Source organism: Flavobacterium movens (assembly GCF_039581425.1).
Lineage (GTDB): Bacteria > Bacteroidota > Bacteroidia > Flavobacteriales > Flavobacteriaceae > Flavobacterium > Flavobacterium luteolum.
In genome coordinates, this window is sequence record NZ_JBCPXY010000001.1 from 202,908 (window position 1) to 221,849 (window position 18,942).

Annotated in this window: 17 protein-coding genes and 2 tRNA genes; 10 read left to right on the forward strand and 9 right to left on the reverse strand. The window is 33.6% G+C overall.

Annotated features, from left to right (window positions below):
• The first annotated feature begins 7 nt into the window (after positions 1 to 7).
• The 6 genes from AAYQ05_RS00840 to AAYQ05_RS00865 all read left to right on the forward strand — a co-directional run bounded on the left by AAYQ05_RS00840 (position 8) and on the right by AAYQ05_RS00865 (position 3,478).
• On the forward strand, positions 8 to 433 hold the full coding sequence (locus tag AAYQ05_RS00840) for a hypothetical protein (protein ID WP_343540539.1): 426 nt from the start codon (positions 8 to 10) through the stop codon (positions 431 to 433).
• Between the two features lie 2 nt (positions 434 to 435).
• Positions 436 to 861, forward strand: a complete 426-nt coding sequence (locus tag AAYQ05_RS00845; RefSeq protein ID WP_281634477.1) for a SufE family protein — start codon at positions 436 to 438, stop codon at positions 859 to 861.
• Between the two features lie 181 nt (positions 862 to 1,042).
• Positions 1,043 to 1,453 carry a GxxExxY protein gene (locus AAYQ05_RS00850; RefSeq protein WP_343540540.1) on the forward strand — a complete coding sequence of 137 codons (411 nt, stop codon included), beginning with the start codon at positions 1,043 to 1,045 and terminating at the stop codon, positions 1,451 to 1,453.
• An 83-nt stretch (positions 1,454 to 1,536) separates the two neighbouring features.
• On the forward strand, positions 1,537 to 1,860 hold the full coding sequence (locus tag AAYQ05_RS00855) for an SUF system Fe-S cluster assembly protein (RefSeq protein ID WP_017494560.1): 324 nt from the start codon (positions 1,537 to 1,539) through the stop codon (positions 1,858 to 1,860).
• Between the two features lie 79 nt (positions 1,861 to 1,939).
• Positions 1,940 to 2,449 (forward strand): DUF2480 family protein, encoded by a 510-nt coding sequence (locus AAYQ05_RS00860; RefSeq protein ID WP_343540542.1) that lies wholly within the window; start codon positions 1,940 to 1,942, stop codon positions 2,447 to 2,449.
• A 78-nt stretch (positions 2,450 to 2,527) separates the two neighbouring features.
• Complete coding sequence (locus AAYQ05_RS00865) at positions 2,528 to 3,478, forward strand: DUF3078 domain-containing protein (RefSeq protein ID WP_281634476.1); 951 nt, start codon at positions 2,528 to 2,530, stop codon at positions 3,476 to 3,478.
• A gap of 142 nt (positions 3,479 to 3,620) precedes the next feature.
• On the opposite strand, the gene hflX is transcribed toward AAYQ05_RS00865, so the two are convergent.
• The 7 genes from hflX to AAYQ05_RS00900 all read right to left on the reverse strand — a co-directional run bounded on the left by hflX (position 3,621) and on the right by AAYQ05_RS00900 (position 14,476).
• A complete protein-coding gene (gene hflX, locus AAYQ05_RS00870; protein WP_343540544.1) occupies positions 3,621 to 4,853 on the reverse strand; it encodes a GTPase HflX in 1,233 nt (410 codons plus the stop codon).
• A gap of 165 nt (positions 4,854 to 5,018) precedes the next feature.
• The gene (locus tag AAYQ05_RS00875) at positions 5,019 to 5,876 is read right to left on the reverse strand and encodes a hypothetical protein (RefSeq protein WP_343540546.1); all 858 of its coding nucleotides are present in this window, start codon (positions 5,874 to 5,876) and stop codon (positions 5,019 to 5,021) included.
• A 137-nt stretch (positions 5,877 to 6,013) separates the two neighbouring features.
• On the reverse strand, positions 6,014 to 7,348 hold the full coding sequence (locus AAYQ05_RS00880; protein ID WP_343540547.1) for a DUF5689 domain-containing protein: 1,335 nt from the start codon (positions 7,346 to 7,348) through the stop codon (positions 6,014 to 6,016).
• A gap of 17 nt (positions 7,349 to 7,365) precedes the next feature.
• The gene (locus AAYQ05_RS00885; RefSeq protein ID WP_343540548.1) at positions 7,366 to 10,185 is read right to left on the reverse strand and encodes a carboxypeptidase-like regulatory domain-containing protein; all 2,820 of its coding nucleotides are present in this window, start codon (positions 10,183 to 10,185) and stop codon (positions 7,366 to 7,368) included.
• Positions 10,186 to 10,401: 216 nt separating this feature from the next.
• Complete coding sequence (locus tag AAYQ05_RS00890) at positions 10,402 to 11,622, reverse strand: MFS transporter (protein WP_177211378.1); 1,221 nt, start codon at positions 11,620 to 11,622, stop codon at positions 10,402 to 10,404.
• A 611-nt stretch (positions 11,623 to 12,233) separates the two neighbouring features.
• Positions 12,234 to 13,277 (reverse strand): Gfo/Idh/MocA family oxidoreductase, encoded by a 1,044-nt coding sequence (locus AAYQ05_RS00895; RefSeq protein ID WP_281634472.1) that lies wholly within the window; start codon positions 13,275 to 13,277, stop codon positions 12,234 to 12,236.
• Between the two features lie 128 nt (positions 13,278 to 13,405).
• Positions 13,406 to 14,476 carry an NADH:flavin oxidoreductase/NADH oxidase gene (locus tag AAYQ05_RS00900; RefSeq protein WP_343540550.1) on the reverse strand — a complete coding sequence of 357 codons (1,071 nt, stop codon included), beginning with the start codon at positions 14,474 to 14,476 and terminating at the stop codon, positions 13,406 to 13,408.
• A gap of 735 nt (positions 14,477 to 15,211) precedes the next feature.
• Here AAYQ05_RS00900 and rseP point away from each other — a divergent pair.
• The 4 genes from rseP to AAYQ05_RS00920 all read left to right on the forward strand — a co-directional run bounded on the left by rseP (position 15,212) and on the right by AAYQ05_RS00920 (position 17,162).
• Positions 15,212 to 16,555: an RIP metalloprotease RseP gene (gene rseP, locus AAYQ05_RS00905; RefSeq protein WP_343540552.1), complete on the forward strand. Its 1,344-nt coding sequence runs from the start codon at positions 15,212 to 15,214 to the stop codon at positions 16,553 to 16,555.
• Positions 16,556 to 16,638: 83 nt separating this feature from the next.
• A tRNA-Asn gene (locus tag AAYQ05_RS00910) sits at positions 16,639 to 16,712 on the forward strand.
• A gap of 39 nt (positions 16,713 to 16,751) precedes the next feature.
• Positions 16,752 to 16,825 (forward strand) — tRNA-Asn (locus tag AAYQ05_RS00915).
• Positions 16,826 to 16,877: 52 nt separating this feature from the next.
• Entirely contained in the window at positions 16,878 to 17,162 is a 285-nt protein-coding gene (locus AAYQ05_RS00920) for a GIY-YIG nuclease family protein (protein WP_343540554.1), read from the forward strand.
• 684 nt (positions 17,163 to 17,846) lie between these two features.
• Here the strand turns inward: AAYQ05_RS00920 and AAYQ05_RS00925 are convergent.
• Together AAYQ05_RS00925 and AAYQ05_RS00930 are read right to left on the reverse strand one after the other, a co-directional pair.
• Positions 17,847 to 18,527: a hypothetical protein gene (locus tag AAYQ05_RS00925; protein ID WP_343540555.1), complete on the reverse strand. Its 681-nt coding sequence runs from the start codon at positions 18,525 to 18,527 to the stop codon at positions 17,847 to 17,849.
• Positions 18,528 to 18,646: 119 nt separating this feature from the next.
• The gene (locus tag AAYQ05_RS00930) at positions 18,647 to 18,925 is read right to left on the reverse strand and encodes a hypothetical protein (protein WP_343540556.1); all 279 of its coding nucleotides are present in this window, start codon (positions 18,923 to 18,925) and stop codon (positions 18,647 to 18,649) included.
• Positions 18,926 to 18,942 lie beyond the last annotated feature (17 nt).

Below are 18,942 nucleotides of genomic sequence, written 5' to 3' on the forward strand. Positions count from 1 at the left end.
AAATTATATGCGAATAGTATCATTATTGCTCTTGACACTTTTTATTACTACGGGATGCTGCAGTCAAAAAAAAGCCAACATGAAATCGACTCAAATTGAATATTCTGCGCTTTCTAGAGGTTATTATAAAGTGATCACCGTTGAAAACAAAACGGTATCGGTTGTTAAGGAACGTAATACTGAAGCTATTAAAAGCAATATTAATGATGCAAAATGGAACGAGATTGTTTCAGCATATTCAAAAGTTAATTTAGACAATCTTTCTACCTTAAAAGCACCGACAGACAAACGCACTTATGATGGCGCCGCTATCGGAAATTTAAAAATAACTAAAGACGGAAAAACCTACGAAACAGCAGGTTTTGACAATGGCTTTCCGCCAAAAGAAATCGAAAAACTAGTTAATTTATTAGTTGATTTTTCTAAAGAATAATTATGACGATAAAAGAAATACAAAACGAAATAATAGACGAATTTTCAATGTTTGATGATTGGATGCAGCGTTATGAGTACATCATCGAACTAGGAAAAAGTCTTCCGTTAATTAAAGAAGAATACAAAACCGATGATAATTTAATCAAAGGCTGTCAGTCTAAAGTTTGGCTGCAAGGTGAACAGCAAGATGATAAAATTGTTTTTACGGCAGATAGTGATGCTATTTTGACTAAGGGAATTATTGCGATTTTAATTCGTGCTTTCTCCAATCAAAAAGCAAAAGATATCTTAGAAGCTGATACTGATTTTATAGACGAAATTGGCTTAAAAGAACATTTATCCGCAACACGCGCCAACGGTTTGGTTTCGATGATTAAAAACATCAAAATGTACGCTTTGGCTTTTGATGCTAAAAACAAAAATTAAATTTTAATTAACCATATAAGTGATATAAGAAAATTTAAGTTTTGAGCTTAAATTATTCATACAGTAAAATGTAAGAAATTTATGTAAAACATTTGAATGAACTTGCATTTCTTATATAGCAAAAAACAAATAAAGTAAGTTTTATCTTTCTTTTTTATTTCTTATAATTGCTAAAAAAGCAATGATTACAAAGAAATATTTGACTGATTTAATTTATCAGGTTAATGGAGCCGCAATTGAAGTTCATAAAAGTATTGGAGCAGGACTTTTAGAAAGTATTTATCATCAATGCATGATCAAAGAATTATCATTAAGAGGAATCAATTTTAAATCCGAATTGGTAATTCCTATTGAATATAAAGGTTTAGAACTAGAGTCAAATCTAAGATGTGATCTATTCATCAAAAATTGTTTAGTTCTTGAATTAAAATCTGTTGATCAAATTGTACCTGTTCATGTTGCAAAACTGATGTCTTATATGAAACTTTTAAAGTCACCAATAGGTTTAATGATAAACTTCAATGTGACAAATATCTATCACGAAGGACAAAAAACATATATTAACGAGTTATATCGTTGGCTAGAAGATTAAACATAAAAACAAACATCATCATTAATTTTTAAGTTTAGTTTTAAATGAACTTATATAACTTATATGGTGGAAAAAATAACAAAATGGAACAAGAAATAGACACAAACGAATTAGGAGAATCAATCGTAAAAGTTTTAAAAGGAATTTACGACCCTGAGATTCCAGTTGATATTTATGAGTTAGGATTAATTTACGATGTAATGGTAAACACAGATTACGAAGTAAAAATCCTGATGACACTTACATCTCCAAACTGCCCAGTTGCGGAAAGCTTGCCAAGAGAAGTAGAAGAGAAAGTAAAAACAATCGAAAACATCAAAGATGTTGATGTTGAAATTACTTTTGACCCGCCTTGGAGCAAAGATTTAATGAGCGAAGAAGCGAAATTAGAATTAGGAATGCTTTAAAAATATTTGTTTCAGGTTTAAAGTTTCAAGTTTTGCATAACGTGGAACCTGAAACTTTAAACTTGAAACCATTTTTCATATGGAAGAAATCATCAATAAAGTTGCCAATAGTGCTTTAGAAGTTTTTGATCTTGAGGATTATTATCCAAAAGGAATGCGTGTGCAAATTGACATTTCGCAATGGCTTTTGGAAGGATTTTTATTGAAAGAAAAAGACTTTAGAGAGCATCTTAAAAATCACGATTGGTCACAATATCAGGATCAATATGTTGCTGTACACTGCAGTACAGATGCTATAATTCCCGTTTGGGCATTAATTTTGGTTAGCGTTCATTTAGCGCCTTTTGCAAAAAAAGTAGTCAACGGAACTATTGAAGATCTTGACGCAAGCCTTTATGAAGAAATTTTAAGCAAAATTGATTATTCTGTTTACCAAAACAAACCCGTAATTGTAAAAGGCTGTTCTAGAAAACCCGTTCCTATGCGTGCGTATATTTTAGCTACAAACTATTTACAGCCATTTGCCCGCAGTATTATGTACGGCGAAGCATGTTCTGCAGTGCCATTATACAAAGAATCTAAGAAATAACCTGCATTAACAGTATAGTAATCTTTAACTTTCCATTGGTTTTTAGTATATTTGATTATACACTCTAAACTAAAAACCATGAGAAAGCTAACTCTATTACTTTTCATTTTAGTAAACTTCACGTTTGTACAAGCCCAAAATTCAGAAAAAGAGTTAATTCAGAATACTGAAAAGGCAGTAAAAAAAATTAACGATACTATCGAAGGCGAAGGCTGGAAAACAAAAGGAACTGTTTCGCTTTTACTGAATCAATCGAGTTTTAATAATTGGATTGCAGGAGGTGAAGATAGCTTTTCTGGAACATTAGGAATCAATTACGATTTCAATTACAAAAAAGATGGCTTAACTTGGGACAACAAAATTTTAGCATCGTACGGTCTTCTTCAAACTAAAAACGATGACTTCACAAAAAAAACAGATGACCGCTTAGAGTTCAATTCCATAGTTGGAAAAAAAGCTTTTGGAGAATGGTACTACTCCTACTTCCTAAATTTTAGAACACAATTTTCAACCGGTTATATTTATGGTCAAGATGACAATGGAAAGCAAATCAGGACTGAACAAACCAAATTTATGTCTCCTGGATATCTTACCACAGGTCCTGGTATTTACTGGACAAAAGATGACAATCTTAAAATAAATTTTGCACCGCTAACTTCAAAATTTACTTTTGTAGACAGTGCTTATACAACTGGAATTGATAGATTTACTGGACTACCATATGTAGATGGCAGTTATTTTGGTGTTGACGAAGGCAAAAGTATCCGTTACGAGCTTGGTTTTTATGCTTCTGTTTATTACAAATTAGCAATCATGACAAACGTGACTGCCGAAAACACGCTTAATCTTTATTCAAATTATTTGGAAGATCCTCAAAATGTCGATATCAATTATTCGCTAAATATTATAATGAAAATCAACAAATTTTTATCTGCTAATTTATCGTTTCAGGCTATTTATGATGATAATGCATTTGCAGGACTTCAAACAAGAGAAGTATTTGGCTTAGGAGTTAATTTTGGATTTTAATTATCCATCGTACTAGATTCCGGCATATAAAATTATTAATGCCACAGATTAAAAGATTTAAAAGGATTTTTCAATCTAAATAATCCCTTAATCTGTGGCAAAACAAAAAAGCTTTTGAATTTATCAAAAGCTTTTCTTCATTTTATTCTTCGTCATCTTTTTCAATTGCATCCTTATAGTCAGGATACAAGAAATTATTATAAGGAAAACGTGTTATATGAATCTGGCGAACAGCTTCATAAACTGTTTCTCTGAATTCTTCGAAATTTTCTTTGTTTCTAGCCGAAATAAACAATGCTTTATCTTGACCAACGTTGCTCATCCAAGTTTGTTTCCATTCATCAAGCGTCCAGTGCCTTCTCGTTCTTTCAGTAATCAAATCATCTTCATCGATAGTAAGATGTTTGTAAGCATCGATTTTATTAAAAACCATAATTGTTGGTTTGTCGTTGCTTTTTATTTCCTGTAAAGTCTTGTTTACAGATTCAATATGATCTTCAAAATCCGGATGCGAAATATCTACTACATGCAGCAATAAATCGGCTTCACGAACCTCATCTAAGGTACTTTTAAACGAATCTACCAATTGTGTTGGCAGTTTTCGAATAAATCCAACCGTATCAGAAAGTAAAAAAGGAAGGTTTTTAATCACCACTTTTCTAACTGTAGTATCTAAAGTTGCAAACAATTTATTCTCTACAAAAACATCGCTTTTACCAATTGCATTCATCAAAGTCGATTTCCCAACATTGGTATATCCAACCAAAGCAACTCGAACCATTGCACCTCGATTGCTTCGTTGAATGCTCATTTGCTTGTCGATCGTTTTGATTTTATCTTTCAATAATGAAATTCGGTCACGCACAATACGTCTATCGGTTTCAATCTCTGTTTCTCCAGGTCCACGCATACCAATACCTCCTTTTTGACGCTCAAGGTGTGTCCATAAACCAGAAAGTCTCGGAAGCAAATATTGGCATTGCGCCAATTCTACCTGCGTTCTAGCGTATGAAGTTTCGGCTCTCTGCGCAAAAATGTCTAGAATTAAGTTGGTTCTGTCTAGAATTTTGCAGTCAATAATTCTTGAGATATTTTTTTGCTGTGATGGCGTTAGTTCATCATCAAAAATTACAGTCGATATTTTGTTTTCTTTTACAAAAAGATTGATGTCATCAATTTTTCCCGTCCCTACGAAAGTCTTAGGGTTAGGACGTTCCATTTTCTGCGAAAAGCGTTTTATAACTTCACCTCCTGCGGTAAAAGTTAAAAACTCCAATTCGTCTAAATATTCATTTAGCTTTTCTTCACTTTGATTCTGAGTAACGATACCTACAATTACTGTTCTCTCAAAATTTATAACTTCTTTTTCTAACATAGTCTTGAATAAGGTGCAAATTTAATCATTTGTCTGCTACAATCAATTATACAATTTTGTTTTTACATTTATATTAAGAGAATAGACTCCAAAAAAAAATGGAACCTGTCAAGATAAACTCAACAAGGTTCCACTTAATCAATAAATGGTCTAAGTTTAAAACTTTTATTCGTAAATAAAAGTTTTTTCCGTTTTCACAATTCCGTTTTCTTCTATTTGAGAGCAAGAAATTGGGTAATTTAATTTATTGTATTTGTATTTTCTGCTCACCGCAACTAAAGCTGTTGAGGATGGACTAAAATTCATTTCATTATTATAAGAAATCGATTCAAACTCAAATTCTTCTTCATGATACGAAATCATCGGAACAATTACTTTGTAATTATCTCCAAAAAGATTTTGAACGATTAACTGATCAACCGATTTTTTATCATCGTAAGTATATGATTTTGAGATTTTGTCTCCAACCAAACCTTTGTGTCTTGACACGTTATCGTTTACATAAACATATTCTAATTTTCCAATAATTGCCTTGTTTCTATCACGAGAAGTACGTCTTACAATAATTCCGTTTTCAACAAGATATTCAATATCATCTACTAAATTCTGATGATTAGTGCTCTTTTTCGTTGTTACTTTTACCCTCGCTCCTTCGTATACAAATGATACTACTTTTGTAATATAATTAGGCCCTTCCTGATATTTTTTTACAAATTTGGTAATGTTGTTATCAGCGTCATAAGTATAATTTATTACTTCTTTCCAGTCGCTTCCCACTTTATCTTTTACAGACATATCCAGCAAGCCATTTTTGTTATAGTAGAAATGCTGTACAACATCTGAAGTGGTAATCGTTTGAAGTTTACCATCTTTAAAGGCCATTGTTTTGTTAACAATTTCGCCGTCTTTAGAGTTTTGGTAATTTGTTTTTACAATGTTAATCTGCTTTAGTCTAACGTTGTCTTGACTGTGCATCAAGAAAGGAAACACCATCATTAAGATGGCAATAAAGTAGGTTTTCATGTGGTATTTGTATTTGATTTGGGATGACCAAAGTACGAAATTCAATTAGATTTTAACAATTTGAAATACAAAAACTACAAACTTTTCAATAACACATTAAAAATCAATAGTTTATTCTCGTTCTTTTAAATTATTTTTTATTTCTCTCCAAAAATCTTAATGTCATCTACCATAAAAGCACCATTTAATGTTTTGTCTTTTCCCGAACCGATGTATTTAAAAGCAATATTTATATTTCCAGAATAGGAAGAAAGATCAATTCCTCCAGAACTGATAAACTCACGAGAAGGTGTTGAAAGCGTTGGAACTTTTGCTTGCAATTTTGTCCATTTCGCTTTGGTCACGCTTGCACCATCAAAATTGGTTGAAATGTAAACTTCGAGTCTATTTAGCGGAGAATCGATTTTTAAATCGTGTTGCGCGCTTCTAAAAGAAAGCACTGCGTTTTTATACCCTGTTAGATTTATTTTAGGAGAAACAAGCCAAGCCACATTCTCGGCTGCGGTTGTACTTGTAGTATTAAATTCGGCATATCCATTTCCTCCATAGACGATGCTTTTCCATAGCTTTGTTGCTTTCTCAACAATATTACTCCAACCTGGAAGCACAAAATTGACATTGTTTTTAACCGATTGAAAATCTTCTGCAAAAAATGGGGTATTTCTTTTTCCGTTCATTATAATATCACTTTCGTAACGAACCATAAATTGATAATCCGTCCCAAATTTTGTTAGAATTCCTTTGACTTTTCCGCTTCCTTCTGGCACAGCATGATCTGCAAATTTTGCATAACTACTGGTTCTAAAAATAATCTGATTTCCTGTTTTATCTCTCAAATACCAGTTCGTCGAACCACCAACATTATTGGATTCTTCAAAATAATGGCGTCCTAATGCTGCTTCAGTAAACTCTACATCATTTAACTCTATCAAAGTATTTAACTTAGAATCTGAAAGCGCCTCTTCTACAGAAAGTGATTTAACCAACTGATTCTCATCAATATTTGTACATGAAGCGTTTAATACATTTTTGTAGTCATTTTGCGAAATTCTTCCAATTGTTGGATCACCGGCATTGCTTACATACAAACTTCCTATCCTTAATCCTCCATAATATAAATCTGTAAATTGGTTTTTAAGTTTTACAAACACTTTATTTCCCAAACGATAATCAATGTAAGTATTTGTTGCATCAACTGGAACACTAAAACCAATCGCAGGGATTCCATCAGTTTCTCTTGTCTGCAATGAAATCGTTTTAAAAAAATTGCCTCCCTCATCACTTGAAACTATATAAGCTTCTATAATATCATCGTACAAATATTGCTTCGCTGTTGTACCCGAAAGCTCATAGACTTTTTCTACGCTTTTATTTACAGTAAGGTTTGGTTGAGTGCAGGTTAATTCTGGAGTTTCAACATCTTTACTGCAACTGATTAAGGATAATGCAAAAAATAAAATTAATTTTTTCATGAGAAATAGCTTTCAGTTTATAAACCGATTGTGAGATTTAGAAAATAAGTTCGGCCATAGCCATAATAATATCTCGGACCAAAAGATGGTGTTCCACTTGAAGCATCTTGATTTAACGCTCTAAAATTGGCATTTCTTGCCTGTTCGAAACCACCTGTTTTATATATTAAATCCAAGACATTATTTACACTGGCAAAAAGTCCCACATACATTTTATGCATACGCCAAGATTTACCTCCACTTAAATTCAGCAATGTAATAGGCTTAAATTTTTCTTGTTTTAATAGTTCATTCCCTCTTTCTGAAGTTGCTTCAGGAAAAGGAAAACCATTGATTGGATTGATGTAAAATTGAGATGTTCTCGAAATTGGAGAAACATCTATATAACTTTCTGCCAAATAATTAATATTCCCCCCAATCCACCAAAACTTCGGATTGCGATATTCTAATCCAAATGAATAGGCTTGCTGTGGAGTTCCTGGCTGTTTGTAGTTCTTTAAATAAGCAGATCCAAAATCAAAAGTGGTTTGCACCCCATCCTTTTCTCTATTGGCATCGTTTGTAATCATCACATTCGGATTACTATTATAAATGTAATTTCCAAATGCTGCAGATAAAATTGTTTTTAAAGTTGGCCAAACCTGATACTCAAAACTCAATTCTGCTCCAGCATTTTTCTTATCCAAATTGGTTAGGGTCTGACTTACAAATGCATTTGTAGCATCATAACCAGAACCGTTATCAAAAATTCCTTCGGCATAGAAATATGAAGTTTTCGAAGTATTTTTAATGGCAGCATAATAAGCAGTTAAACGCAATTTAAGCTTCGCCAATCGGTATACGTAATTAACCTCAGCGCTGCTAATATTTTCACTTTCGATTCCGTCAACGACAGTATTATTTAAACGTGAATTTGAAAATGTATTTCGAAGCGAAGGTGCTCTAGTAAAATGTGCCGCATTAAAAAACAACAATTGTCTTCCTGATATTTTATAGGTGAAACCTCCTTTGAAACCAAAATTCTCAAAATTTACTTTCTCACTTTTACCTAACGAATTTGTTGGATATAATCCGTTTTGATATAATCCTTCTCTTTGATAATCTGACATAGAATACGATTGTGCCAAGAAGAATTCTGTTTTGTTATAACTAAATTTAAATTGTGCAAAAACATCTAAAGTATTGGCCAGTAAATTATAGTTATATCCGTAAATATCTCCTTTTACAACTTGACGATCTGGATGCTGTAAGTCAGATTGAGATAGGCTTCCTTTGTAAAACGAATCGATATCTTCGAAGTATGCTCCGCCAAGAAGATCTAATAAATACTGAAAATTATGCGATTTTAATTTCTTAAAAGTAAATCCGCCATCAAAAGAAATATTAGGAGTTATCTGTGTATTCAGATTTGAGTTTACGGCTAATGTCTGATCATCTGTTCTGTCTTCATAAAGCACATAATGACTTTTAGCCGGCTCATAACCATTCTGTTCTATTTTTTGATTAGCAAAATACATTTCGTCCCAATTGATTTGTGGATGTTCCAAAAAAGCTATTTTGTTTTTTTCTACATTTTCATAATCTGGAGTAAATTCACCTGAAAATTCTCCACGATCTTTAGCATAAAGCGAACTAAAATAACTTGGCATTTTCCTGTAATAAACAGGATCTGGACTGTCTGCATTTTGGTAATCAATATTGCTGTTTCCGACTTTTCCAAATTGATACATAATTGCAGAATTCAGATTGGTTTTATCATCAATTTTAAAATAGTGATTCAGGATAAAGAGTGGCTCTTCTACATTTTTCACTCTTGCATTTCTCTTTTCACCATTCTGAAATCCCCAGTACGAATTGTATTTTTCGCCCATTAAATCGGTAACCTCAGCTGTATTAGAAGAATTCTTCCCTCGAAAATTAGGCGTATAAAACCCTGTAAAATTGATTGAATTTCTGCTGTTTAGTTTCTTTTCGACACTAAGAAAAAATGACGCTGCGTCAAAATTTGTACCTTCAAAATAGCCTTCATCTGCCCAGCGTTTTCCTGCCGAAACCACAAAAGCCCAACCAGAAGCACTCATTCCCGAAGCATATGTTCCAATTGCCCGCCATAAATAAGTGGTATTACTTCCAGAAAACGTTAGTGATGTTCCTTTTCTATACAAAGAAGCTCGAGTAAAAATCTGTTGTGTGCCTAAAATTCCGCCAAATGTATAATTGGAAGCTGCTGTTCCGACTGAGAATTCCTGATTTCGAAGCACATTGTTTAAACCTCCCCAATTTCCCCATTGTGGCCTGCCATCGTAGATTTTATTCATTGGCATTCCGTTAAGCATCGTAATTGCATTTTCGCTGTCTAAACCACGCATACGAAACCGAGCCTGCCCCCAATTGAATGCCGATGCCTGCATAAAAGCATCTCTTGACGATTGCAACAGTCCGGATGTCATTTCTGACGAACTGTTATCATCTGAAAAATCATTATCCGAGAGTGTAATCAATGCTGCTGGCACTTCATCTGAATAAGTATCTTCTAATTGTAAAATGCCTAGATTGATATTCTGCTCTAAATTAGACTGTACTTTTAAAAGAAAATCTTTGTATCCCTGACTTCTGAGCAAAAGCAGCTGCTCTTTTTTGGGAAATATATGAAGTTCAAATTTCCCTGTTTTTGACGTAAGCTGCATTACAGCCGTATTCTGTATTGTCACCACTACACTTTCCAATGGATTCTGTGTTCGGGCATCAATAACAATTCCTGTTACTGTTATTTCTTTCTGCGAAAAAGCAAAATTAAAGAACCATAAAATAAAGAAGACAGCGTAATTTTTTATCATTAAAACCTATTATTAACTTTGAATATATTCTAGGATTAGAATCCTTAATTCAAAAGATAAAATTGGTTTTTGGAAAAAAGAAAATTTCAAATCTCAGTGCTTGGAGTTTGAAATTCAAAAATAAATAAAATATTTAATTATAAGTAAATTCTTTCAAATTTATTTTGATATAATGAAAGAATGGTCAAAATAAGGCATTTTTACAAAGGTCAATTATTATTGTTCTGTTCTAATTTTAGAAACCATAAAAGCGATTAGAACACCAAAAATTCCGATAAAGGCAAAAGAAAACTGAAGCCCGAAACTTTGTGCAATGTGCCCAATTACTGGAGGCCCCATTAAGAAACCAAGGAAGCTTACACTCGAAACAATAGTTAAAGCTTCTCCCGCAGGAACGGTCGGGTTTTTACCTGCAATACTATAAACAGTTGGTACAATTGTGGCAACGCCCAAACCTACAAACATAAAGGCTATGGTACATGGAATAATATAAGGAAGAAAAACAGCTGTAAAAAGTCCAGCCGAAATCATAACACCGCTAATCTGCATAACGCGTTCGCGTCCAAATTTATTGATTAATCCGTCGCCTAGAAATCTTCCGCTTGCCATCATAATCATAAAAGAAGTATAACCTAGAACTACCAAAGGTCCAGGTGCTTTTACAATATCTTTAAAATAAACCCCGCTCCAGTCAAACATAACGCCTTCGCTGGCCATGCTACAGAATCCGATAACCCCAAGCCAAAGCAAAGCTGTATCAGGTTTTACAAATAGTTTTTTGCCTTCTTCTTTCGGTTTCTTTTTTTCTTTGGCTCTAACCAAAAATTTGAAATTAAAAGCGACCATCAATAAAACAATTCCGGCTACAATAATAAAGTGATGCAACGGACTTAATTTTAAAGCCAGCATTCCTAAACCTACCAGCGCACCGGTAAATCCTGCAAAACTCCACATTCCGTGAAAAGAGGACATAATTGTTTTTTTAAACAAAACTTCGGTATAAACGCCTTGTGTGTTTACGGCAATATTGGCAAGATTTCCGAACACACCAAACAAAAATAATCCTAATGATAATTGTAAAGATGTTGTCGCCAATCCTAAATTGATTAAGCACAAAACATACATTATTAAAGAAAAAATTAGAATACGATGGCTTCCAAATTTGGTAACCATTTTACCCGAAAAAGGCATAATAATCAATTGCCCTACCGGAAGCGCAAAAAGTATTGAACCCAAATCGCCTTCAGTTAAATGCAAAGCGGTTTTAATATCTGGAATTCTGCTTGCCCAAGTGGCAAAACTTAAACCCATTCCGAAATAGAACATTCCGACAGCAAAACGAATTCGATTTAAATAAGACGCTTTGGCTTCTCTAAATACTTTTTTGATTTTGGCTTTGGTCTGAAAAAGCGATAATGGATTAATGTTTATCAGCATATTGAATTTTTATTGGAATGTTGTCAAAAATACTAAAAACGCTCGTCAAAGTGCATAAAGCCTAAGGTTATCCACAATATACAACGTTATTGTTTATAAATTCAAAGGTTTTTAATTGAATTTGGCTTATTAAAATTACGATTTTTCGGGTTTACTAGAATTATAATTTGTTTGATTTTTTTAAGAAAATAAAAAGGGATTATCTCAATTTTTGAGATAATCCCTTTTTATTTATATTTCATTGTTCCGTAGGAACATTTCATCGGTAGAAAAAAAATATCGTTGTCAATATTTTACGTTCCGTAGGAACGTTTGAGACATTAGATTATTAAAAAATAATGCGCAAAATCAAACGTTCCTACGGAACGTAAATGCGGATGAATATTATTATTTTCTACCAATGAGACATTCCTACGGAATGTGTTATGATATGCCTATTACTTTTTGCTGTGCATTACTCGCAATTGCGGCTTCTATAACCTGCATTACTACCGACGAGACATTCCTATGGAATGTGTTATGATATGCCTATTACTTTTTGCTGCGCATTACTCGCAATTGCGGCTTCTATAACCTGCGTTACTACCGACGAGACATTCCTACGGAATGTGTTATGATATACCTATTACTTTTTGCTGTGCATTACTCGCAATTGCAGCTTCTATAACCTGCATTACTTTTACACCCTCATCTGCAGTAACAGGTTCTTTTTTATCGTTTGCAATCGAGTCGTAAACACCATCGAAGAAACTAAAATAATTACCTTGAAGCGTCGGGATTTTTTCTCGTACAATTTTACCGTTTATTTCGGTGTGCAAAAGTCCTTGCAAGCTTTCATCTTCTGTTCCCCAAGAATCTAGATTTGGCTTTTTACCAACTTTCAATTCATCTTCCTGAACATCTCCTCGAGGCTTTAAGAAAGAGCCTTTTTTTCCGTGAAGAGTATATGCCGGATTGGCTTCTCTCACAAAAAATCCTGCTTTTAGACGAACTCTGAAATTAGAATAAAACAAAGTTAAATCGATCCAGTCGTCTACCACTGAATTTTCTCTAGTTACTCGAATATCTCCAAAAACTGCTTTTGGGCAACCAAACAAACTTACTGCCTGATCTATGATATGCGGGCCTAAATCTTTTAGAACTCCTGCACCATCATTGGCGGTTTCTTTATGTGCTTTTGGGCTCAATAACGGATTGTATCGGTCAAAATGAAATTCGGCTTCTACCAAATCTCCTAAAACGCCATCATCAATTACTTTTTTAACGGTTTTAAAATCACTGTCCCATCTTCTGTTTTGGAAAACAGCCAATTTCAAACCTTTTTCTTTTGCAATTTTTGCCAATTCTTTTGCTTCGGCTGCAGTTGTTGTAAATGCTTTTTCTACAACGGCATGTTTTCCTGCCAAAAGCACTTTTTTAGCATATTCGTAATGTGTTCCAACTGGTGTATTTACGATTACTAAATCTACATCGTCGGCTAAAAGTTCGTCAAGAGATGCGTAACTTTTTACGTATGGATAATCTTCTTGAATTAACTTTTTGCTTCTTTCCCAAGAACCTAATAATTCAAATCCTTCATGAATATCTAAAAACGGAGCATGGAAAACTTTTCCCGACATTCCGTATGATAATAGTGCTGTTTTTATTTTCTGCATATTGTTATGTTTTTTTGCCACAGATTAAATTGATTCTCACAGATTTTTTTTAGTTGCCACGACCCGAGCGATAGCAAAAAATATTTAAAAAAATCATTTTAATCTGTGCAATCTGTGGCTATAAAATTTTAAAGTTTAGCTCTCTCGTATTGTTTTGGCCATTGAATATCGTCGTTTAATGCAGCGGTAAAATCCAAAGGAAGATTTGGGTTTCTTAAAGATTCTCTTGCGAACAAAATTAAATCGGCTTGACCGTTATTTAAAATTTCTTCAGCTTGTTTGGCTTCTGTAATTAAACCAACTGCACCTGTTGAAATTTCCGCTTCTTTTTTCACTTTTTCTGCAAAAGGAACTTGATAACCTGGACCTAATGTAATTTTCTGATGTGAAACTAATCCGCCAGACGAAACATCGATTAAATCTACTCCTTTTTCTTTTAATATTTTAGAAAGCTGTACAGATTCTTCTGGGTTCCATCCGTTTTCTGCCCAATCAGTTGCCGAAATTCTAACAAACAAAGGCAAATCTGATGGCCATTCTGACTGAACCGCTTCTACAACTTCCAACGTAAAACGGATTCTGTTCTCAAAACTTCCGCCATATTCATCTGTTCTTACGTTTGTTAAAGGCGATAAAAACTGATGCAATAAATAGCCATGAGCCGCATGGATTTCTACAACCTGATACCCTGCTTCGACTACTCTTTTGGTTGCTGTTTTAAAATCCGAGATCACTTTCTGGATTCCGTTTCTGTCTAAAGCCTCTGGAAGAAATGGTTCGTTGTCATGATACGGAATCGCACTTGGCGCCACGGTTTGCCATCCGCCTTGAGCGAAATCTAATTTTTTATTTCCAAACCACGGAGCCGAAACACTCGCTTTTCTTCCTGCATGTGCTAATTGAATTCCTGGAATCGAATTCTGAGAAACTATAAAAGCATTAATCTGCTGTAATTTTTCCATGTGTTCGTCTTTCCAAATTCCTAAATCGGCAGGAGAAATTCTGGCTTCTGGAGAAACTGCTGTTGCTTCCTGAATAATAAGTCCGGCGCCACCGCTGGCACGGCTTCCTAAATGAACCAAATGCCAATCGTTTGCAAATCCGTCAACTGCAGAATACTGGCACATGGGCGAGATTGCAATTCTATTTTTTAAAGTGATATTTTTTATAGTAAGCGGAGAAAATAATTTCGTTGCCATATACTTGTAACTTTTAATGAGTTTATACTGCCAATGAGTAAGGCAGTGTTCGAAAAGTAAAGTTACGGCATCTTGTTAAAACGAGAAATCGAAATGTTTATTAATTAACAAACATTTAAATCACATCTCATTCATTTTAATCAATGAAATTATTTAGCCATTGCAATGCCAAGAATTTCTCCTTTATCAAATGCATAAGCCATTAATACCATAACTATAAAGGCTAAGACCAAAACATAAAACGAGTTGCTTTTGAAAAACTTCATATTATAATTTTTTAAAATTCATGATTTTTATTAACCTCATCAAAGGTTCTATCTATTTTAAGCAGAAAAGAATTTTCCAAAAATGTAACCCGCAAAATAGGCTGCAGCTATCAAAATAAAAGCAGTATACATAACCTTTAATGCTGTTGGCGTTTTTTCAAAAATATCTTCCATAATCATTTTTTTTATTGTTTGTAAATCAAATATAAGAAAATATCTTACAAATTTAATTTTGAAACATTAATTTAAAATTCCATTTTTTTTTGTAAAATCAACACTATTATATAGTAGGGCATTATGTTTGTAACATAATCTTCAAATAGGCTACTAATAAAATAACGTTTAATTGATTTGTAAAAACTTACCTTAATTATTAACAAACATTTAAAACCTTAAACACTATCTTGCACTCTTATATTAAAATAGAAAACGCTACTTTTGTGCGTTAAATACGAATTAAAAACAAAAAATGGATATAGTTATCAAACTCTCTCAATTTCTATTGAGTTTATCTTTACTTATTATTCTTCATGAATTAGGGCATTTTATCCCTGCTAAATTGTTTAAAACTAGAGTCGAAAAATTTTATTTATTTTTTGATGTTAAATATTCACTTTTCAAAAAGAAAATCGGAGAAACAGAATACGGTATCGGATGGCTTCCTCTTGGTGGTTATGTGAAAATTTCTGGAATGATTGACGAAAGTATGGACAAAGAGCAAATGGCGCTTCCGCCTCAGCCTTGGGAATTTCGTACTAAACCAGCTTGGCAGCGTTTAATTATTATGCTTGGTGGTGTTACTGTAAACTTTATCTTGGCTTTTATTATCTATATCGGAATGGCGTTTGCTTACGGAGATACTTATATTGCTAATGCTGATTTAAAAGATGGTGTTGCAATTGAAAATCCTGCAATGCTTAAAGCGGGTTTTAAAACTGGAGATAAAATTATTTCTATTGATGGTAAAGCTGTAGAAAATTTTGACAGCGATATGAACATGAATGTAATCATGGCAAAACACGTTTTGATTGAAAGAAACGGGCAACAGCAAACGATTACTATGCCGACAGATTTTGTTGATCAGCTTTCTAAAACAGAAAAAGGAATGCTTATTGATATCCGCAGACCTTTTGCAATTGGAAAAGTTGGCGAGGAATCTGCTAACCAAAATTTAAAAGCAAAAGATTTGATTCTTTCTCTTAACGGGCAAAAAGTTAAATACTTTGACGAGGCAAAAGCAATCTTAGCTGCTAATAAAGGAAAAGAAATTCCTGCAGTTGTTTTACGTGATTTGAAAGAAATGCCTCTTACTGTAAAAGTATCTCCAGAAGGAACTCTTGGTGTTTTTGCAGGCGGTTTAGACATGAAATCTTTAGAAAAACTAGGATACTATAAAATAAGCACAAAAGAATACGGTTTCTTCGAATCTATTCCGGTTGGTCTTCAAAAAGGAAAAGATCAATTGGTAGGTTACGGAAAACAATTGAAAATGATTTTTAATCCAGAAACAAAAGCTTACAAACAAGTGGGTGGTTTTGCGGCGATTTATAACATTTTTCCAAGTTCTTGGAGCTGGGAAGTATTTTGGTCAATCACAGCTTTATTGTCAATTATGCTTGGAGTTATGAATTTATTGCCAATTCCGGCACTTGATGGTGGTCACGTAATGTTTTTATTGTATGAAATTGTAAGTGGCAAAAAACCGAGCGATAAATTCCTAGAGAATGCGCAAATGGTTGGTTTTGTTTTACTTATTTCACTACTACTATTTGCTAATGGTAACGACATTTACAAAGCCATTGTAGGCAAGTAAAAAAAAGTCAAAAAAAGAGTGAAAATGTTTTTGAGAAACTAAAAATAGTTTTATATTTGCACTCGCTAAAAAGAGCAACACTTTCCTCCTTAGCTCAGTTGGTTAGAGCATCTGACTGTTAATCAGAGGGTCCTTGGTTCGAGCCCAAGAGGGGGAGCAACTTTTTTTAGCAAACATATTAACCTTTTAAGGTGATTCCTCCTTAGCTCAGTTGGTTAGAGCATCTGACTGTTAATCAGAGGGTCCTTGGTTCGAGCCCAAGAGGGGGAGCTTAAGAAATACCACTTACAAATGTAAGTGGTATTTTTTTTATCCCTATACCATGAATCATATTGTATATATTCTACACTCCCTAAAGCTTAATCGCTATTATATTGGCTATACAACTAATTTTGACTTAAGATTAGAATTTCACAAAAATTCACCTTCCAACAAATTTACAGCAAATGCAAATGACTGGACTTTGTTTCTTAGTTTTAACTGTACCAACAAAACCCAAGCACTTTCAATAGAAAAGCATATCAAAAAAATGAAGAGCAAAACTTATATTGAAAACTTAATCAAGTATCCCGATATTATTTTAAAACTGAAAGAAAAATACAAATAACCTGTTAATCAGAGCCCCGATAGCCATCGGGGTTGGTTCGAGCCCAAGAAGGGGAGCTTAAAAAAAAGACGATCAAATTTGATCGTCTTTTTTTTGTTCAAATTCCAAAGTTTAAAAATTCCAAATTCCAATAATAGGAGTGTTTATTTAACCGCAAAGAGCGCTAAGGTTTACGCAATCCCGATAGCTATCGGGAGCAAAGATTTAACGCAGAGGGCTCTAAGAGTTTTTTATCCGAGACTTAATAGGAATCTATAAAAGAGATCGCAAAGTCTGCCAATCTTTGTCGATACGCGAGTGTGATCCTTCGTTCCTCAGGATGACAAACTGTAGGTAAAACAAAAAAATTCGCAAAACTTTATACACATAAAAGTTTGCGAACTTAATCTTTAGATTTACCTCAAAATAATCTTAGCGTTCTTTGCGTAAACCTTAGCGCCCGATAGCTATCGGGATTGCGGTTAGAAAAACTTTCCATAAAACCTTAGCGCTCTCTGCGGTAAAAAAACTTCACATAATAAAGAAAGACAAACTGTAGGCAAAACAAAAAAAATTCGCAAAACTTTATAAACACAAAGCTTTGCGAACTTAATCTTTAGATTTAACTCAAAAAATAATCTTAGCGAACTTTGCGTTAAATCTTTGCGCTCTTTGCGGTTAAAAAAAACACACACAGAAAAAACCTTATTTCATTGTCAAAGTTTCGCTCTTGAACCTTTTCATTAAAGTATTTGCTTTTTCATTTTCATTTATTGCTTTTAAGGACTGAGCATATCTATAATAGTAAATAACCTCTAAATCTTTGGCTTCGTCAAATAATTGCGTGTAATAGCCCGCTGCAGCACTAAGATTGCCTTCAAAATAAAAGCGGTCTGCCACTTTTTTAAGCATATCGATAGATTTATACCCTTTATCAATCACTTTTTCGTAGGTGTCAACTACATTAACGCTTACAAATTTTGAGGATATAGTTGAAGGAGCCGTAACTTCTACCTTAACTGGTTCTAGAGAAGCAGACGAACTTGCAACAAGCGCTTTGGCTTCAATTTTATTTGGAGCTACTTTAGGTTTTCTTTTTACGTAATTCGGAATTACCGTTCTTGTATTATTTGGCCCAAGATCGTAAGTATCGACCATGTCCAGCTTTGAAACTTGGTAGGTAATAATTCTACCTCCAAAAAGCTTATTTATTCTTTCTTCGACATAATAAGATTGTATGACATAATCACCCGTAGAAAGACTATCCGTCAATAGTGTCGTTTTTCCTGTTGCTGGAGAAGCGGAGGCATGGTTGGTGCGCTGAGCAAAACAGCCGAGAGAAAATACGAACGCAAGTGTACATAAAATTGCTTCATACTTTTTCATGATTTTTAAATAAAATTAGATGCCCCAATTAAAAAACTCAGCCTAAAGTTACTGTTTTTCTTTTAGTTAGCTTTTGTTCTAACCATGAATTACGTAGAAAACCGATAAAATACTTCTTTTTATCCATTTATCATTTTAACGCAGGCTTTTTGTATTTCTTCGTCTGAAAATGGATGCAAAGCTTTTGCCAGCATAACACTTATTCTAATACAACTTAACATCTTTATTCTTAACGAGAGATCGTTTCCTTGTTCTGTTTCTAGAAGGTATTCGAAAATTTCGGTTAAGTATTCTGGATGTTTTCTAAATTCTCCGTCGAAACAAATATCTGATACCAATTTAGATACTGATCTTATCACTCTCTTTTGGTTTGCATTACTTTCGCTTTCTGTTTTCATGGCGTTTATTTATGGTT

Bases quoted from the DNA above. Each gene is read 5' to 3' on its own strand.
- AAYQ05_RS00840 (WP_343540539.1), top strand. From the start codon at position 8: ATGCGAATAGTATCATTATTGCTCTTGACACTTTTTATTACTACGGGA.
- AAYQ05_RS00845 (WP_281634477.1), top strand. From the start codon at position 436: ATGACGATAAAAGAAATACAAAACGAAATAATAGACGAATTTTCAATG.
- hflX (WP_343540544.1), bottom strand. From the start codon at position 4,853: ATGTTAGAAAAAGAAGTTATAAATTTTGAGAGAACAGTAATTGTAGGT.
- AAYQ05_RS00850 (WP_343540540.1), top strand. From the start codon at position 1,043: ATGATTACAAAGAAATATTTGACTGATTTAATTTATCAGGTTAATGGA.
- AAYQ05_RS00890 (WP_177211378.1), bottom strand. From the start codon at position 11,622: ATGCTGATAAACATTAATCCATTATCGCTTTTTCAGACCAAAGCCAAA.
- AAYQ05_RS00900 (WP_343540550.1), bottom strand. From the start codon at position 14,476: ATGGCAACGAAATTATTTTCTCCGCTTACTATAAAAAATATCACTTTA.
- AAYQ05_RS00855 (WP_017494560.1), top strand. From the start codon at position 1,537: ATGGAACAAGAAATAGACACAAACGAATTAGGAGAATCAATCGTAAAA.
- AAYQ05_RS00865 (WP_281634476.1), top strand. From the start codon at position 2,528: ATGAGAAAGCTAACTCTATTACTTTTCATTTTAGTAAACTTCACGTTT.
- AAYQ05_RS00875 (WP_343540546.1), bottom strand. From the start codon at position 5,876: ATGAAAACCTACTTTATTGCCATCTTAATGATGGTGTTTCCTTTCTTG.
- AAYQ05_RS00920 (WP_343540554.1), top strand. From the start codon at position 16,878: ATGAATCATATTGTATATATTCTACACTCCCTAAAGCTTAATCGCTAT.
- AAYQ05_RS00930 (WP_343540556.1), bottom strand. From the start codon at position 18,925: ATGAAAACAGAAAGCGAAAGTAATGCAAACCAAAAGAGAGTGATAAGA.
- AAYQ05_RS00925 (WP_343540555.1), bottom strand. From the start codon at position 18,527: ATGAAAAAGTATGAAGCAATTTTATGTACACTTGCGTTCGTATTTTCT.
- AAYQ05_RS00880 (WP_343540547.1), bottom strand. From the start codon at position 7,348: ATGAAAAAATTAATTTTATTTTTTGCATTATCCTTAATCAGTTGCAGT.
- AAYQ05_RS00895 (WP_281634472.1), bottom strand. From the start codon at position 13,277: ATGCAGAAAATAAAAACAGCACTATTATCATACGGAATGTCGGGAAAA.
- rseP (WP_343540552.1), top strand. From the start codon at position 15,212: ATGGATATAGTTATCAAACTCTCTCAATTTCTATTGAGTTTATCTTTA.
- AAYQ05_RS00885 (WP_343540548.1), bottom strand. From the start codon at position 10,185: ATGATAAAAAATTACGCTGTCTTCTTTATTTTATGGTTCTTTAATTTT.
- AAYQ05_RS00860 (WP_343540542.1), top strand. From the start codon at position 1,940: ATGGAAGAAATCATCAATAAAGTTGCCAATAGTGCTTTAGAAGTTTTT.